The organism is Mangrovibacterium sp., assembly GCF_041596335.1.
In the GTDB taxonomy this organism is placed as follows: domain Bacteria; phylum Bacteroidota; class Bacteroidia; order Bacteroidales; family Prolixibacteraceae; genus Mangrovibacterium.
The window spans coordinates 16,497-33,679 of the sequence record NZ_JBFHIT010000015.1; the positions used below are offsets into that span (position 1 = coordinate 16,497).

A 17,183-nucleotide genomic window follows, 5' to 3' on the forward strand; every position below is an offset into this window, starting at 1 on the left:
AATTCTCGAATTAAGACCATAACTTTGAGTTAACCAGCCTCGTACTAACTGTTCGTTAAACCAAAGAACGATGAGCAAAGCCTTTTTTAACTACGGTGAAGATTTCCTGACAGCCTCCAAAGCCCTGGCTCTAAGTCGGGGCGAATTAAAAGGGATACTGAACGAAACAAGCAGACAAAAGATCGGGAAAAGCCAGCAGATTGTGTCGGATATCACCCACTCGGGAAAAGCGGTTTATGGCATCAACACCGGCTTCGGCCCCCTATGCACATCGCCCATCCCCCCAACCGATACAGATAAGCTTCAGGAAAACATTCTGAAAAGCCATGCCGTTGGAACCGGCGACCCAATTTCCACCGAATTTTCGGCACTCATGCTTGTGTTAAAAGTTCATGCGTTGGCGCAGGGTTTTTCCGGAATTCAGGAGGCAACCCTCAACCGCATCATCTGGCACCTTGAAACGGGAGTCATTCCGTTGGTCCCCAAACAGGGCTCCGTTGGTGCATCGGGCGATCTGGCTCCGCTGTCTCACCTGTTTCTGCCACTCATCGGGCTCGGGAAAGTCGAGTACAAGGGTGAAACAAGAGCAGCTGGTGATGTTCTGGATGAACTTGGACTTCAACCACTATCATTGCATGGCAAAGAAGGATTAGCGCTGATTAACGGCACTCAATTTATGGCCGCTCATGGGCTGATGGCTGTCGTGAAAATGCATAACCTCATTGCAACGGCTGACATTGTCGGCGCGATGATGATTGAAGGACTATCGGGTTCGGCCCGGCCATTTCAGGCGAAGCTTCACGAACTTCGTCCCTACAAAGGCAACCGGCAGTCGGCCGAAACGATTGCCAACTTACTTTCCAATTCCGACATTGTTGAATCGCATGCTTGTTGCACCCGGGTGCAAGACCCCTACTCACTGCGTTGCATACCGCAGGTTCACGGTGCTTCGTGGAATGTCTGGCTCCATCTGAAGGAAACGCTGGAAACCGAAATCAACTCGGTAACCGACAACCCGATTATCTTTGAAGATGGCTCAACAATCAGCGGAGGAAACTTTCACGGCCAACCGATTGCTTTGCCAATGGACTACGCCTGTCTGGCAGTCTCCGAAATCGGCAACATCTCCGACCGTCGCATCTACCTTTCACTCACTGGCAACTACGACGGCATCCCACGATTGTTGCTGAAGGCAACCGGCTTGAACTCCGGATTCATGATCATACAGTACACCTCGGCTGCCCTGGCCAGCGAAAACAAAAGTCTCTGCTTCCCGGCAAGCGCCGACAGTATTCCGACCTCGTTGGGGCAGGAAGACCATGTGAGTATGGGCTCGATTAGCGGACGAAAATTACTGCAGGTGATCGACCATGTGGAACGCATCATTGGTCTGGAGCTTTTCTGTGCTGCTCAGGCACTCGACTTCCATGCTCCGCTTCATTCAACCCCAATTCTGGATGCCATTCACCAGCACATTCGCCAAACGGTTCCACATATCGAGGAAGATCTGCTCTTGAACGATTTCATGCAATACGCCATCGATATGGTGAAAAAGAATGAACTAACGCAGCTGGCCGACCAGGTTTCGACAGCAACCCGAGCACCCTACCGAACATCGCTCAGTAAACTATTTGACGCGTTTTGACGCCCGGCAACGAGCACCACTAATTTTGAAAACTGAATCAACCTGACCTATGAATTTCAACGAGCAAATCACACAAGGCATCCCCGCACAACTACCGGCTCCTCAGGCCTACGACACAACAATAAGCCATGCTCCCAAACGCAAAGACATCCTGTCGGCCGATGAAAAGAGACTGAGCATTGAAAATGCCCTACGGTATTTTCCGAAAGAATGGCATGCCGAACTGGCTACCGAATTTTGGCATGAGCTCAAAAATTATGGACGTATCTACATGTATCGTTTCCGTCCCAACTACGAAATGTACGCCCGGCCAATTTGTGAATATCCGGCAAAATCGGTTCAGGCAGCCTGCATGATGATGATGATTCAGAATAACCTCAATCCGGCAGTAGCGCAGCATCCTCACGAGTTAATTACCTATGGGGGCAACGGCGCGGTTTTCCAAAACTGGGCACAGTACCTGCTAACAATGCAATATCTGGCGGAGATGACCGATGAGCAAAGCCTGCATCTATACAGCGGACATCCTCTTGGGTTGTTCCCAGCATTCAAATCGTCGCCACGCGTTGTCATCAGCAACGGAATGATGATTCCCAACTACTCAAAACCCGACGACTGGGAAAAATACAATGCGTTGGGTGTTACACAGTATGGCCAAATGACTGCCGGTTCGTGGATGTACATTGGCCCACAGGGAATCATTCACGGAACAACCATTACGGTCATGAATGCCTTCCGAAAAAGACTAAAACCGAATGAATCGCCCAAGGGCAAGCTCTTTCTAACCGCGGGACTTGGCGGCATGAGCGGAGCACAACCCAAAGCCGGCAACATTGTTGGGTGTATCACTGTTTGTGCCGAGGTAAATATTCAGGCCATCGTAAAACGCTACCAACAAGGCTGGGTCGATGAAATAATCGACAACCTAAATGAATTGGTTTCCCGCGTAACACGGGCAAAAACAGAACGGGAGACCGTCTCCATCGCTTTTCATGGCAATGTGGTTTCCGTTTGGGAGGAGTTCGAAAAAGTGGGCCTGTTTGTTGAAATCGGCACCGACCAAACGTCGCTGCACAACCCATACTCGGGAGGCTATTATCCGGTTAGTTTGAGTTTTGAAGAGGCTCAAAAAATGATTTCCGAAGATCCGACCCGGTTTAAAGCTGAAGTCGGGCAATCTCTTCGCCGACAGGCAGCAGCAATAAACAAACACGCAGCTCGCGGCACTTATTTTTTCGACTACGGCAATGCCTTTCTGTTGGAATGCAGCAAAGCCAATGCCGATGTAATGACCGACGACAATAAGAAATTTCGCTACCCATCGTATGTTCAGGACATCATGGGTCCCTTGTATTTCGACTACGGATTTGGTCCCTTCCGCTGGGTTTGCTGTTCGTGCTCCCCTGATGATCTGAACCATACCGACCAGTTAGCGCTGGAGGTGCTGCGTGAATTACGCCAAAAGGCACCCTCTGAAACATGCCGCCAATTCGACGACAACATTCATTGGATGGAAGAAGCAGGAAAAAACAAGCTGGTAGTTGGCTCGCAAGCCCGGATTCTATATGCTAATTCAGACGCCCGGATTCAAATCGCCTTGCGTTTTAACGAAGCTGTCCGAAACAACGAAATCTCCGCTCCTATTGTCCTTGGTCGCGACCATCACGATGTGAGCGGCACCGATTCGCCCTTTCGCGAAACCAGCAACATTTACGATGGCAGCAGTTTCACCGCTGATATGGCTGTACAAAATGTGATTGGCGACGCCAGTCGTGGTGCCACCTGGGTATCGCTACACAATGGCGGAGGCGTTGGCTGGGGCGAAGTCATCAATGGCGGCTTTGGCCTCGTGCTCGATGGCAGCGAGCAAGCCGACGCGAACTTGAAAATGATGCTGCTTTACGATGTAAACAATGGCATTGCCCGCCGTTCGTGGGCACGTAACAAAGCAGCCATGTTTGCCATTCAACAGGAAATGAAACAAACGCCAGCCCTACATGTTACGATCCCGAACTTAGTCGACCCGACAGTTTTGGATCATTTAGACTAGCTCCTGATATCTGTCCATGCCGCCTGCCTTGTGCTCAACGACATAAACGATCCGTTCGCCCTTCTATTTTCGGGCTGAACCGGGATCGGATGGCCGGCATTAAAAAATACCAACATTTAGCGATTGCATAGCTCAGAAAACATTTGTTATTTTGAATCGTTTTAAATAGAAAACAAGACTATGATTCAGGGAAAAGGAGAACAAACCATCAATCAAACAGTTAATGGTCGGATTTACAAATGTGCGGAATGCGACAAATTTCACGTAAACTACAAAAATTTAAGCTTTAGTTTTGCGCAGGAAGAATACGAGAATTTTCAGAACTACATGCGAAAACTGGATGTAAACTATTGGGCACAGCAAAACGAACATCGCTCCGGAGAACGTAAAATCATGATTCCAATTAACCACAAGAATCTAATTCTGAGCTTCAGAACAGACGAAATCGACGAGATAAAAGCCCTACTCGCCGATCATACGGGGCGTAAACCAAGGTTCCAACTGCTAAAAACCCGGAACTTCGAATTTCAAATTTCAGACAATTAAACAAAAACAAGATGGCTATTGCAGCCAAATAAACGATCACCCGATAGACTATTAATGATGAAAAAAACGAGAGATCCATTTCAAGAAGGACGCTGGAGCAACAGCATTGATGTGCGCGACTTTGTTTCGCAGAACATCAGCACTTACACCGGCGATCACCATTTTCTGACTGGCCCCAGTAAAAACACCCAAGCTCTTTGGGAAATTTGCAAACAAGCCATGAAGGAAGAACGGGCAAAAAACGGATTGCGCAATGTGGACACAAAAATTGTATCAACGATCAATTCGTTTCCAGCCGGCTATATCGACAAAGACAAGGAGGTGATTGTAGGTTTGCAGACCGATGAGTTACTAAAACGCGCCATGAAACCCTATGGTGGTTTTAAGGTGGTAAGCCGGGCGCTGGCCGAACATGGCTACACGCCCGATCCGCACATTGCCGAAACCTTTAACAAATACGCGAAAACACACAACGATGGTGTTTTCGATACTTATACCGATGAGATCAGAACTTTCCGTTCGCTGGGCTTTTTGACCGGCCTGCCCGACAATTACGCCCGTGGCCGGATTATTGGCGATTACCGCCGACTGGCTTTGTATGGCATCAACCGGTTGATTGAAGGGAAAAAGGAAGACCTGAGCAACATTGCCGGTCCGATGACTGACGCTACGATTCGTTTGCGGGAGGAAGTCGCTGAGCAAATCAAAGCCCTGTACGAAATGATTGACATGGGCAAAACCTACGGACTGGATCTTTCGCGTCCGGCCGAAAACGGACAGGAAGCGGTACAATGGACCTACATGGGCTATTTGGCTGCCGTGAAGGAACAAGACGGAGCCGCCATGTCGCTGGGGAGCGTTTCATCCTTCCTCGATATTTTCATTGAACGCGATTTGCAGGCCGGCCTCATTACCGAAGAACAGGCGCAGGAATACATTGATCAGTTTGTGATGAAACTGCGCATGGTACGCCACCTGCGTATGGAGGCTTACGAGCAAATTTTTGCCGGCGACCCTACCTGGGTGACCGAATCGATTGGCGGCATGTTGATGGATGGCCGCAGCAAGGTAACTAAAACAGCGTTCCGCTTTCTGCACACGCTCTACAATTTAGGCCCATCGCCCGAACCCAACATCACCATTTTGTGGTCGCAGCAATTACCGGAACCCTTTAAAGCTTATTGCGCTAAAGTTTCCATCGACACGTCATCCATTCAGTATGAAAACGACGACCTGATGCGTACCACCAGTTGCTCCGACGACTATGGAATTGCCTGCTGTGTATCGTTCCAGGAATTGGGCAAGCACATTCAGTTTTTTGGTGCCCGCACCAACCTGGCCAAAACAATGCTGCTGGCATTCAACCAAGGCCGTTGCGAGAATACCGGAACGCAGGTGGTGAACGGAATTCCGGCATTGAAAAGTGACTATCTGGTGTACGACGAAGTGATTGCCAACTTCAAACTAGCCATGAAAGAAGTTGCCCGCGTGTACAACGAATCGATGAACATCATTCACTACATGCACGATAAATACTACTACGAAAAAGGACAAATGGCGCTGATCGACACCAACCCGCGCATCAATCTGGCTTATGGGATCGCCGGGCTGTCGATTGTTGCGGATTCGCTTTCGGCCATTAAACACGCCAAAGTAAAACCAATCCGCAATGAAGACGGGCTGACGATTGACTTTGCGATTGAAGGCGATTTCCCCAAATATGGCAACGACGATGACCGGGTAGATCATATCGCCCGCGATGTGGTGGCCCATTTCAGCAACGAGCTGAGACAGCTTCCGGTGTACAAAAATGCAAACCCAACCATGTCGGTGCTCACCATTACCTCGAATGTTGTTTACGGAAAGAAAACCGGTGCAACGCCCGACGGACGCGCCAAAGGCATTCCGTTTGCCCCCGGCGCAAACCCCATGCACGGACGCGACACGCACGGCGCTATCGCCTCGCTGAACTCGGTGGCCAAAATCGACTATAAAGATTCGCAGGATGGTATTTCGAACACCTTCTCGATTGTACCAAAATCGTTGGGCAGAAACGAAGAGGAACGCATTGCCAACCTGGTTGCCACCCTCGATGGCTACTTCGGTAAAAACGCCCAACACCTGAATGTGAATGTGCTCGACCGCGAATTGCTCGAAGACGCGATGGCTCACCCGGAAGAATATCCGCAGCTGACTATCCGTGTTTCCGGCTACGCGGTAAATTTCGTACGTTTGTCGCGCGAACAACAAATGGAAGTGCTCACCCGCTCCTTCCACGATTCCATGTAATTCAAAAAAATTAATCCAAATAGCATACACCCGTGTTTCAGGCTGAATCAGCCGGACACGGGTCTATTGTCCAATAAAAAGCCTGCTTCAACGCATGACCGAAACCGCTCATCAACTTAAAATACACTCCATTGAGTCGTTTGGCACACATGATGGGCCGGGCATCCGACTGGTTATTTTTCTGCAAGGCTGCAACCTGAAATGTCTGTACTGCCAAAATGCCGACACCATTCAACACGATGGAGGCCGACTGATTGAGATTGACGAAATTGTGAAGCGTGCGGTGAATATGAAAACCTACTTCGGAAAAACCGGAGGTGTGACCATTTCGGGAGGCGAACCTTTATTGCAAAGTAAAAACCTGATTCCGCTGTTTCACCGCCTGAAAGCGGAGGGCATTCATACCAATATCGACACCAATGCCACGGTTTCGAATGTTTATGCAAAAGAGCTCATCAGCAACTTGTCCGACCTGGTGATGTTCGACATCAAACACACCAATGGCGAGGGATTTGAAAAGCTGACCGGAAGAAATGGCTTGCAAACGGCACTCGACCTCGTTGCACTTCGCGAACAAAGCGAAAAGCCCTATTGGCTGCGCTATGTGCTGATTCCCGGTTACACCGATCGTCAGGAACAATTGCATTGGCTGGGCGAACAATTTGGAGCCAACAAATTTGCGGAGCGAATTGAGATCCTTCCCTACCACAAGCTGGGGCAATACAAATGGGAAGCTCTGGGCGAAAGCTATCAGCTAACTGAGGTTCCGGAAAATACACCGGAACAAATTCAGCAGGCTAAAGATATTCTGGAGAAATTCTTTCAGCAGGTGATCAGCAAATAACAAGGAAAGAACAACAGGACGATTGACCATGGACGAATTAATATTTACGATTATTTGAAAAAACTCGGTGTCACTCTGTGAGTTCCTTTGTGAGACTCTGTGGTTAGTTTATTTACCATTGTTTTTAAAACCCACAGAGATCGCACGGAGTTTTCACACAGGGTTTCACAGAGAAAAACAACTGTTTCATCGGGCTCTCCCTAGCGAAACAACATTGACTTATAATTGCCCAATCGTCTCATGTCTAAATACTAATTTCTAAAAAAATGAGTTTAAACACACCACCACGCATACTGGAAATTGCCGGAGAAACAGCCATCACAAAGGACAATTATTCCGTTAAGAAGATATTAGTACTCAGCTTTTTAGCCGGCGCATACATTTCGTTCGGCGGTTTGCTCTCGATTATGGTTGGAGGCGGAATTCCCGAAATTGCCGCGGCGAATCCCGGATTGGCAAAATTCATTTTTGGTGCCACCTTCCCGGTTGGCCTGATGATGGTTGTGATGGCCGGCGCCGAACTGTTTACCGGCAACAATGCTTATTTTATGCCGAACGTACTCAACAAAACACAACACTGGACAGCTCCATTGCGAAATTGGGGGCTGGTGTATTTCGGGAACCTGATTGGCTCGCTGTTTATCGCTTATTTTTTGGTCCACCTCACCGATCTGGTCCAGAACGACCCCTGGCATCAAGTGGTTCTCGACATTGCCGACAACAAAACCTCCGATCCGTTTTACAAAACCTTTTTAAAGGGTATTGGTGCTAACTGGCTGGTTTGTCTGGCCATGTGGATGGGCATGTCGGCACAGCACACCACCGGCAAAATTCTGGGCATTTGGTGGCCCGTTATGACCTTTGTCGCGTTGGGATACGAACACTCCATTGCCAACATGTTTTTCATTCCTCTGGCTATTTTCGAGGGCTCTTCGGTAAGTTGGTCCGGCTTTGTATTCGACAACCTGATTGCTGCCACGCTGGGCAATATCGTTGGCGGTGCCTTTTTTGTTGGAACGCTTTACTGGTATGCCTACGGAAAGCGGAAGTGATCAGTCGCAGTCAGTTTCCAGAACGACCAATGAGACTATTAATGGCAACGAATGACATTTGACTATTCGGACTTGGTACGCTTGCGGCTTGCGTCTCATTCTCCCATCTCCACAATCAACTTTTGAATGCAGCAGCGACAGAGGCAGCGATCGAAAGTCGCGCCAATATAGTCGGATATTTTTTCAGGGATTTGCAGGTTTGCACATTCACAAGTCAGATCACCGTAGCAATTTATTCCGTCGCCACAGTTATCGCAGGTTTGCATTTCGTAGTTGTTCATTCCGCCAATCAATTTTCGTAAGCCAAACAGTCAAACCGGGCAATGGTTCAAGCTAAAAACAGAACCCACTGTCAGACAATGGGTTCGGTTCAACACAGACTCTATTAGTTGCTTAATTTTCGCGCTGCAATAGGCCACCGGCAAATTGCTATTCAAAGTAGAACAAATTGAATTTATGTGGTATTGCGAAGCGATATTATTCCAAATGGTTTGTGCTGTAGTAATAGACTGAATTAACAATTTTGCCCTCCTCATCGAAGGTATCCGACAGCATGACCGGCATTTCGATCTTCTTCCCTTCTTTCGAAGTGGAGCGGAAAACCCACCAGGAATAAACGACATAGTCACCATTTTTCTCGTAATAAATACAATCCGGGTAACCAAACTGGGTCATCGTCATATTATCATTATTATCGAAAATCATCTGCCACACGTCCTTCTGTTGTTCCATCGTCATGAATGAATCTCCCCAGTCCATCATCAAGCTTGCAAAACCCGCCTTTGGAGAGAAATAGCTCATCAACTCATCCATATCTTTGGCACAAAGCGCATTGACATATTTCCGAACCGAAAGAATATACGGATGATTGATATAGACCACTCCATTCTTGATGGTTCGTTCGCTGTTATTAATCTCCTGAAACAGATCGTTATTGTAATATTGAATCAGAACCGAAATTTTGCCGTCATCGTTAAACCGGTAGAGGTTATGAGTGGGCAGATCCAGATTGATTCCGGTTTTGGTGTGCGTTCCGGCAACACGAATCCAATCCTGTACCCAGAGTCCGCCTTTTTCGTATTCAATCGCATCAGCGTAAGCCGGAGTGTCTACTTCAAACCTAATCGCATCAAATTCCCTAATCCACCAACTGTACAAACTCGGCAGTTCGGCATTTTTCATCGTAAATTTTCGGTCGTTTCGGCTAATGTGAACCGAATCGGCAAAGAAACTAACAAAGGCTGCAGAATCACCTTTGGCAAAAGCCTGCCACATATTTGTGACCTTTTCCATCGCGGGATGCTCAATAAACACCGTTCCGTTTTTCTTCTGCGCGTAAACGCCAGCCATGATAGCTATCGCCACAATCGACAATACAAGTTTTTTCATAGGACTAAAATTTAAGGTAAAAACTAAGTTTGAAAAGCTGAATTGGGTCTAACCAATTTACGAAAAGCCCGGAAGAAATACACCATTAAAGCCTGACTATCTGCCACTTAAACAACCCAATATTAATTATAATTCAACAGAATGCCGGACTATCGATACCGAAATGAAGTCTTCCACTCGAAAAGTCCTGCCAAATCGTTCATGCAGCATCAGACTGGTCTGATAAAGCGAAACGTCAGTATATTAGTTATGATTTTCATAAAAGACACTTTTGTCTTATTCTGTTCCCGATCCACATCTCCCCGATCGGGAAAGAAGGCCAAACTCCGATGATACAGTGCGTTTTTTAGCCGGCAACCGAAACAAAGGCCTTGGTTCCGGGCACAAAAAAAACCTCTACGGGAGGCTATTTCAATCAATAATTCTGAAAAATGAATGGCTCATTTAATTCGCTTTTCCATGTGTTCGGCCCGTTGTGCATCTCCCTGCCTTTGGTAGAGTTTATACAGCGAACTAATCAGAAGCTGATCGTAGGGATATTCGGCCAATGATTTTTCGAGCATTGCACGAGCCTGCGCGTAATGTTCATTTAGTTCTTCAAACTCCGGATGAACGCCCACACTCGTTTGGTCATGGCGGACCAGGCTATCCACCTGTGCCCGATACAGCTCGTCGGCACGCTCAAACAGAGTCACTCCCAGCAATTTTGTTGCTCTCCTATCCTCCGGAAATTCAGTCTGCATGAGCTCAAAAACAGCAATTGCCTGATCGTACTTTTGAATACGATGCAGGCTCAGTCCAAGCAAATACAGGTAATTTTTATTCTCCGGATGAGCTTGCGTTACCTGCTGAAAGCAGTCGGTCGCTTTGTCGTACCGCCCGTTATTGAAATACAGATAAGCCAATTTTTCATCAAACTCGGTTGAATCTTCCGGCATTGTTGCCTTGCCTTCCAGCAATAATTCCTCGGCCTTTCCAGGCTGCTTTAACCCAACGTAGGAATCAGCCAAAAGACGAGTGCTCGAGCCTGGGTTAATATTCAACCCGATACATTCGTCAAGAAACGGAATTGCTTTCGCGAACTGCCCGATTCGGACATAATTCAGTCCGGCATGAAAAACACAGAGGGTATCTGCCAGGGTTTGCGCCCTGAAGGCCTGGTAAGCTTCTTCAAATAATTTCGCGGCTTCGGCAAAATGTTCCTTCGACTCGGCAGTAAGCGCGTCGATTTTTAATGCCTCTCCATTTTGCGCCCCGACAATTCTCGTCAGGAAAACTAAGCAAGAAGCGATTAAAAGGATTCTTTTCATGGCCAATTCTACTTTACTGATGCGGGTCGTTTTTATACAACATTAAATAGTTGTACAAAATTAGAGCTTTTCAATCACAAATGAGATTATGTTATTGTGCCAAATGGGTTTCGAACGCATTAAATTAACCTTCAACACCAGGCGGCTATGAAAAGAGTAAGTAGTAGATTATGGCTGTTTTCGAACAATACGAATCACTGTTCGCCGGTTTTCGGACGCCTGCTTTTCACTGATCCTGCTGATATCAGTTACCCCATCCGGAAGCGGGGCTTCGCCTAGTCCGCTGTACTGAATTCGGCTAGGGTTGATGTTGCGCGAAACAAAATAGTTATTTACAATTCGGGCTCGCTCAACGGACAACAATCGATTGATATCCTTACTTCCCCGCCAATCGGCGTAGGACGCGATGCGAATTTCGAGTTCCGGGTTTTTCTTCAGATAATCAACCAACGGATTAAGCACCTTAAAAGCATCCGGACGCAGCGCCCACTTGCCAAAATCGTAATAAATTGAGTATTCATGGTTGATTTGATCGGGGTGAGCCGGATCTATGCTGACATAAAATGGAGGTTGATCGTCCAATTCCATTGGCGGAAGATCTCCTTTTGGAATTGGAGTCAGCGCAATATCAACCTGCGAAGGACTGTTAAAAATCTGCCCTTTAACGGTTAGTTCGTACTGTGCCGGTAAATATCCTCTACGTGACACAAAGGCCCGGCAACGTTCGCCATCCTTCAGATCCACATTGCTTACGCCCTCAAAATTTCCGAATGCCATCGCGATGGTGTCTCCGTTTGCGTTCAACACACCAAGCTCAACATCCGCTACCGGCTTTCCGCTCTCCGAATCGGTCACAAAAAACAGGATCGGAACTTTTTCAATCTTTTGCACAAAATAGTAAAGGTCGTCCCTGCCTTTTCCGCTTTCGCGGTTGGAGCTAAAATACCCGCGATCCCCTTCCTTGGTCAATGCCAGTCCGAAATCGTCTCCCCGACTGTTCATTGGGTAGCCCAAATTCCAAACCCTTTTGTAAACGCCACCTTCGGGCAGCACTTTAAACAGATCGAGGCCCCCCAGCCCTCCGTGCCCGTTTGACGAGAAGTACAAGGTGCTATCCGGCGCGAGGTAGGGAAAAAGTTCGTTTTCAGCCGTATTGATCTCCGGCCCAAGGTTTTCAGGCTTTGTCCATTGCCCCTTTTCGAGCCGACTGACATAAAGATCAGTGCCCCCGTATCCGCCCATTTTATCGGAAACAAAAATGAGCACAGAGCCATCGGAATTTGTCGCCGGATGGGCAACCGAATACTTCCGGTTATTCATCGGAAGTTCGTAGGCATAATTCCAACGATCAAATTCGCGTGTCGACCGTTGAATTTTCAGATGGACATCGTCGCTCGCCTTTTGCGTTTGACTTCCAAAATGGTTGTGCGTAATAAACACCTGATCGGTTTTGGGCGCATAGGCAATCGGTCCGTCGTGGAATCGGCTGCGCAAGGTTGGAGCGAATAATTTTGGCGGACCTACCTGTCCATCGGGCAAAATATCGGAGGCGTACAATTTAAGGTAGGGTTCATCTTCAAGAAACGGGCTTCCGGTAAGCCCTAACTGTAGTCCGGTAGAACAAAACACCAATTGGTCGCCGATGATTACCGGCCCAAGCTCCGTGTCTTTCGTGTTTACAAAAAGAGGGGTGATGGTATACGATGCCGAATCGCGAAACAAGCCCAACAAGTCCATCAGCTTCTGTTTCATGGCTCTCGCTTTCTCGTCGTCGGGATCCTTCGAGTCGAGACGCATCAGCCAATAGGCGGCTTCCTCGTATCGGGTGGCCTGAGACAGCGCGTTGGCATAGCCCAAAAAGTCCTGATTTATCGCGTCCTCGTAATTCACCAGCCGGGCATACCATTGCAATGATTCGTCCAAACGATTTGCCATGAAAGTCGCGTCGGCCAATCTGCGAAGCGCCTCGAGATCAGTGCTATCCTTTTCAAAAGCGCTCTGATAGAACCGGATTGATTTCGCGAAAGCCTGATCATTGTAATACTGGTCACCACGCATGATGGCAGTCGTTTGCGCGACACTCAATAAATTGAGCCCCACAAAGCAGACCAGAATAGCAATTTTCAAGACATCCCTTCTCATGAACTAGAAATAGCGAGGCGACATAAATCGTCTTCTCCCCAAATTAAATGCAAAACTTAAAAATACCTCGTGGGTACCACGGTTAAACGAATTCAGATCCGTTGCCGTAACATCGTAAGCATATCCGACTTTAAACTGCTTTGTAACAAAAGCTTGAAGAGTCGCGCCTACAGCATCCCCAATTCGCCAGTTTGCACCTAACCACAATCGATCGTAAAAAAGAAAGTGAGCGGACAAATCGACTGAGATCGGCGCGCTTCCCACATATTTTACCAACGTATAAGGTTTAAATTTAACATCCCGGTTAATGTCGAACACATAACCGGAAATCAAAAACAAATGGATCTCCTCCTTGCTGGCGAACTGCGACGAATAACCAACATCGGTAATTTGGTTACGCAGTAATTTTGGCGCCGACAAGCCAAGGAACAACCGTTCATTGTAAAAAAACGTGCCGACTCCAAAGTTGGGTAAAAATTTTCGAATTACATCGTCTCCAAGCAACGGATCTCCACTATCGTTGTATTCTAAGATCGAATAGTCTGTACTATAGAAATTTACACCGGCTTTTAAGCCCAACGACACATAACTGCGGTAGCCAACCCGCAATTTACGCGAATAATCGAAATACACCCCGGTTTGATGGACGGGACCAATCTCGTCGGAGAGAAACGAAAGCCCGATTCCGGTATCAAAATTCCTCATTGGATACTGAGCCGAAAGTGCCTGTGTAATGGGTGCGCCGTCGATTCCAATCCACTGATTGCGGGAAATAACCATCACCTCGAGACTTGTCCCCAGGCTGGCATAAGCCGGGTTGATCGACAAAATATTGTTCATGTATTGGGTGTACATGGGGTCTTGTTGCGCCCGCCCCGACAGCGATAACAACACAAACATCAACGAGCAAACAGCCGATGTTACTCCCCTGCCCCAAAAGCCAGCCATTTGAATGTCTCTATATGCCTTGATTCTGTTCATTAACGTTCGATAAATATAAATCCACTTAAGCGTTTGTCGCCGTTGCCCAAATCCAGAATGTAATAGTAGGTACCTGCCGGAACCATTTTGTCGCCCACACGAACACCCCGGTTGGCTACCCCATCCCAGAAGCCGGTTTCACCTTCACTGTCGCCGTAGTTCTCGGCTTCGTAAACCAGATTTCCCCATCGGTTGAACACTTTCAGGTGCACATTATTGTAGTCCGACAAACCTTTAATCTCGAAATAGTCGTTGTAGCCGTCGTTGTTTGGTGTAAACGCATTCGGGATAAAGAAGCCTTCCTCGCTCACAATCACCAGCACCGTGGCATCATCACATTGGTCGTAATAGTCGCAAACTCGGTACACAAAGTTGTCTTCACCCGAAAACTCGTCGTTCGGAGTGTACACAATCACCGAGTCGGTCTGCACTTCGGCAATACCGTTCGTTGGTTGTACCAAAATGCTCACCGTTGTGGGGTCGAGTGCTCCCTGCGGAATATCATTCCGCAGTACATTAATGCTCACATAGTTGTTTACCAGCACTTCAGCCTCATCGTCAACAGCCTGAATCCAAACGCCCACAGTCACCGAATCCATGTCCATACAACCATTTTCATCGGTCACGGTCAGATAATATTTTCCGGCACCTTTCACTTCGGGAGTCGAGGTGTTGGCGCCCGACACAATTACCCCACTGCCCGACGAAGTCCAGCTAAACGACAGGTTGTCGCCTGTGCTGGCTGTAGCGTCCAACAGAATCGACTCCGACGAATTCTCGACAAACACCAAGGCGTCGGTAATCGCTTCAACCTGCGAGTCAGCTTCAACCTGAACAGTGCGTTGAACGGTATTTCCCAACCCGTCGGTGAGGGTAAGCGTATAGCTTGTGCTTTGCCCCGGTGTAAATATCGGTGTTGATGAGCTGGCATCCGACAAATAGGTTGATGGTGACCAGCTGTAGGTTAGCGGTCCGACACCGGAACTCTTCGACGCGTCGAGCACCACCGAGGCACAAGCCCCCACGGTAAACTCACTTTTCACGATGATCACCGGCTCTTCGATGTACGAACTAATGTAAGCAGTTGCCATCGACGTGTCGAGCGAACTGATCATCTGATAAACAAAGGCATCGGTGAAATAGCCGGTTTCGCCAACATTAGGCAGGTATTCAAAGCTTCCGTCGCTATTCAGCACCACCGTACCCGACGACGGTTCCTGCGCAACGGAATAGCTTGCGCTTGTCGCGCCATCGCCCCGGTGATTATCGGGCAGCTGAGCCGACAAAATACCGGAGTTGTAGAAACTGACATCGGAGGCGAACAAATCGTTTTGTTCGTAAATGGTATCGAGCACATAAATAGTCACGGTGGCCCAATCGCAGACACCCGCATTACAAATTTCGTAATTGAACTTCTCCTGTCCGTAAAAGTCCGTTTCGGGCTGATAGGTAAATACACCGTTGGTTCGGTACGAGATATTCCCTTCCAGTTCGTTGTTTGTTACCTGCTCCAAGGCTACCGACGCGCCATCGAGGTTAAAATCGTACTCCAGGAAATTACCGGTCAGAGTACCATTCATTTCTATGGCAAATATCTTGTCGCTTCCAACCGGATAGGCAGCCTCGAAATCGGTATCCAACACCTGAATCGTCACATAGGCGTTGGAGCACACCCTTTTGCCTTCGGCATTGGTTTCGCACAAGGTATACTCAAAAGCCGCGTCGCCGGTAAAACCGGTTGCCGGCACAAAGGTATAAGCGCCCGTGGTTCGGTTAAAAGAGGTGAGCGTTCCGGCCGAAGCGTCGGGCTGGGCAATAACAGTCAGCTGCAGGGTTCCCGAGTCGTACAAGTCGTTGGTAAGCACATTACCCGTGAGCGTTTCGTTTTCCCACCCCTGGTTGATGTCGCTAATCGCTAATACCGGGGTAACATGGCTTGGTGGCGGTGGTGGCGCGATAACTACGATCGACACCGTTTGCCAGTCGCTTACACAGCCGTTCGAACCTTCGGCTTTCACGCGTAAAAGATACTCGCCCGCCAGGTCGAAAGCCAACTCCCCGGTTTCGTCGATAATTGAGCTCAGGGTTGTTGACGAATTTAGCGGATTGGTAAGCACCCAGGTGTAAATAAAGTTATCCTGACCGCTTACCGAGAAACTCATTCGGTCGTGAAGATCGAGCGTATAGTCGGTTTGTGCCAGGCTAATGTTTGGTTCGGCTTTGGTAATTAAGCTGAAAATATTTTGTCCCGTTTGGGGAAGGATTTCCTGATTTTGGGCATCGGTTGCTCCGGTTAGTTCAATTTCGTAAGTCCGATCAACGGAGCCGGTTCCGCTTAACTGCGAAGTGCTGATGCTTAAAGTTTGATCGGAAAAGGTGATGGTTTGTGCCGTTTGCGCCACACCATCGATCGAATAATTTAGGCTGATGGGAAACAAAGCCTCGTCGAGCGCTGTGCCGTCCTCATCGGTAAAACTCAATTCAATTGTGTTGGTATTAATCGCGTCTCCATAACACAGTGTTGTGGAGAGCGTGGGAAAGAGGGCGTATTGTAGATCATTTTCGAGAATGACAATTGGCGTGTTCCGACCAGCAGAACATCCGCTGGCATTGGTTTCAAAAACCGTTGGGTAATAGGTTCCTTCCTTTGAAAAAATAATAGCAGTAGCTGAGCTATTGGCAGCAGAGGTAAACGAGTAAGCCGAAGCGTCAGCCGAAACAACCGATTGAGCATCGGTATATACGTTCCACTGGTAACTACTCCCGGCATGATTTTCAACTGAAAGTTCAATCGTTTGCCCTACATAATAACTAACCTGACCTTCTACCTGCACGACCCCGGTCATACAAAAGATCAGGGCAATAACCCAAGTGCCAATTTTTACTTGCATATAAAAATTCCACCGGCCGGAACTGGCCGGTGGAATTGAAATGA

General features: G+C 48.0%; 12 protein-coding genes. 6 read left to right on the forward strand and 6 right to left on the reverse strand.

All coding sequences use genetic code 11. From position 1 onward, the window contains the following. The first annotated feature begins 70 nt into the window (after positions 1-70). The 6 genes from hutH (at position 71) to ABZD21_RS07445 (ending at position 8,426) form a co-directional block, all read left to right on the forward strand. A complete protein-coding gene (gene hutH / locus ABZD21_RS07420) occupies positions 71-1,645 on the forward strand; it encodes a histidine ammonia-lyase (protein WP_372774036.1) in 1,575 nt (524 codons plus the stop codon). A 49-nt stretch (positions 1,646-1,694) separates the two neighbouring features. Continuing rightward, entirely contained in the window at positions 1,695-3,695 is a 2,001-nt protein-coding gene (locus ABZD21_RS07425; RefSeq protein ID WP_372774037.1) for a urocanate hydratase, read from the forward strand. A gap of 180 nt (positions 3,696-3,875) precedes the next feature. Further along, a complete protein-coding gene (locus ABZD21_RS07430) occupies positions 3,876-4,241 on the forward strand; it encodes a DUF6686 family protein (RefSeq protein WP_372774039.1) in 366 nt (121 codons plus the stop codon). A 54-nt stretch (positions 4,242-4,295) separates the two neighbouring features. Beyond that, positions 4,296-6,530 (forward strand): formate C-acetyltransferase, encoded by a 2,235-nt coding sequence (pflB, locus tag ABZD21_RS07435; protein ID WP_372774041.1) that lies wholly within the window; start codon positions 4,296-4,298, stop codon positions 6,528-6,530. 94 nt (positions 6,531-6,624) lie between these two features. After that, entirely contained in the window at positions 6,625-7,374 is a 750-nt protein-coding gene (gene pflA, locus ABZD21_RS07440) for a pyruvate formate-lyase-activating protein (protein ID WP_372774043.1), read from the forward strand. Between the two features lie 266 nt (positions 7,375-7,640). Beyond that, the gene (locus ABZD21_RS07445) at positions 7,641-8,426 is read left to right on the forward strand and encodes a formate/nitrite transporter family protein (protein ID WP_372774044.1); all 786 of its coding nucleotides are present in this window, start codon (positions 7,641-7,643) and stop codon (positions 8,424-8,426) included. Positions 8,427-8,521: 95 nt separating this feature from the next. On the opposite strand, the gene ABZD21_RS07450 is transcribed toward ABZD21_RS07445, so the two are convergent. The 6 genes from ABZD21_RS07450 to ABZD21_RS07475 form a co-directional block, all read right to left on the reverse strand. Beyond that, positions 8,522-8,707: a hypothetical protein gene (locus ABZD21_RS07450; RefSeq protein ID WP_372774045.1), complete on the reverse strand. Its 186-nt coding sequence runs from the start codon at positions 8,705-8,707 to the stop codon at positions 8,522-8,524. A gap of 196 nt (positions 8,708-8,903) precedes the next feature. Beyond that, the gene (locus ABZD21_RS07455; protein WP_372774047.1) at positions 8,904-9,815 is read right to left on the reverse strand and encodes a nuclear transport factor 2 family protein; all 912 of its coding nucleotides are present in this window, start codon (positions 9,813-9,815) and stop codon (positions 8,904-8,906) included. A 440-nt stretch (positions 9,816-10,255) separates the two neighbouring features. Next, positions 10,256-11,125, reverse strand: a complete 870-nt coding sequence (locus ABZD21_RS07460; RefSeq protein WP_372774048.1) for a tetratricopeptide repeat protein — start codon at positions 11,123-11,125, stop codon at positions 10,256-10,258. A gap of 168 nt (positions 11,126-11,293) precedes the next feature. Then, positions 11,294-13,267 (reverse strand): OmpA family protein, encoded by a 1,974-nt coding sequence (locus ABZD21_RS07465; protein ID WP_372774049.1) that lies wholly within the window; start codon positions 13,265-13,267, stop codon positions 11,294-11,296. 3 nt (positions 13,268-13,270) lie between these two features. Then, positions 13,271-14,248 carry a type IX secretion system membrane protein PorP/SprF gene (locus ABZD21_RS07470; RefSeq protein ID WP_372774050.1) on the reverse strand — a complete coding sequence of 326 codons (978 nt, stop codon included), beginning with the start codon at positions 14,246-14,248 and terminating at the stop codon, positions 13,271-13,273. Then, entirely contained in the window at positions 14,248-17,139 is a 2,892-nt protein-coding gene (locus ABZD21_RS07475) for an Ig-like domain-containing protein (protein ID WP_372774052.1), read from the reverse strand. The genes ABZD21_RS07470 and ABZD21_RS07475 overlap by 1 nt, the downstream gene beginning before the upstream one ends. Positions 17,140-17,183 lie beyond the last annotated feature (44 nt).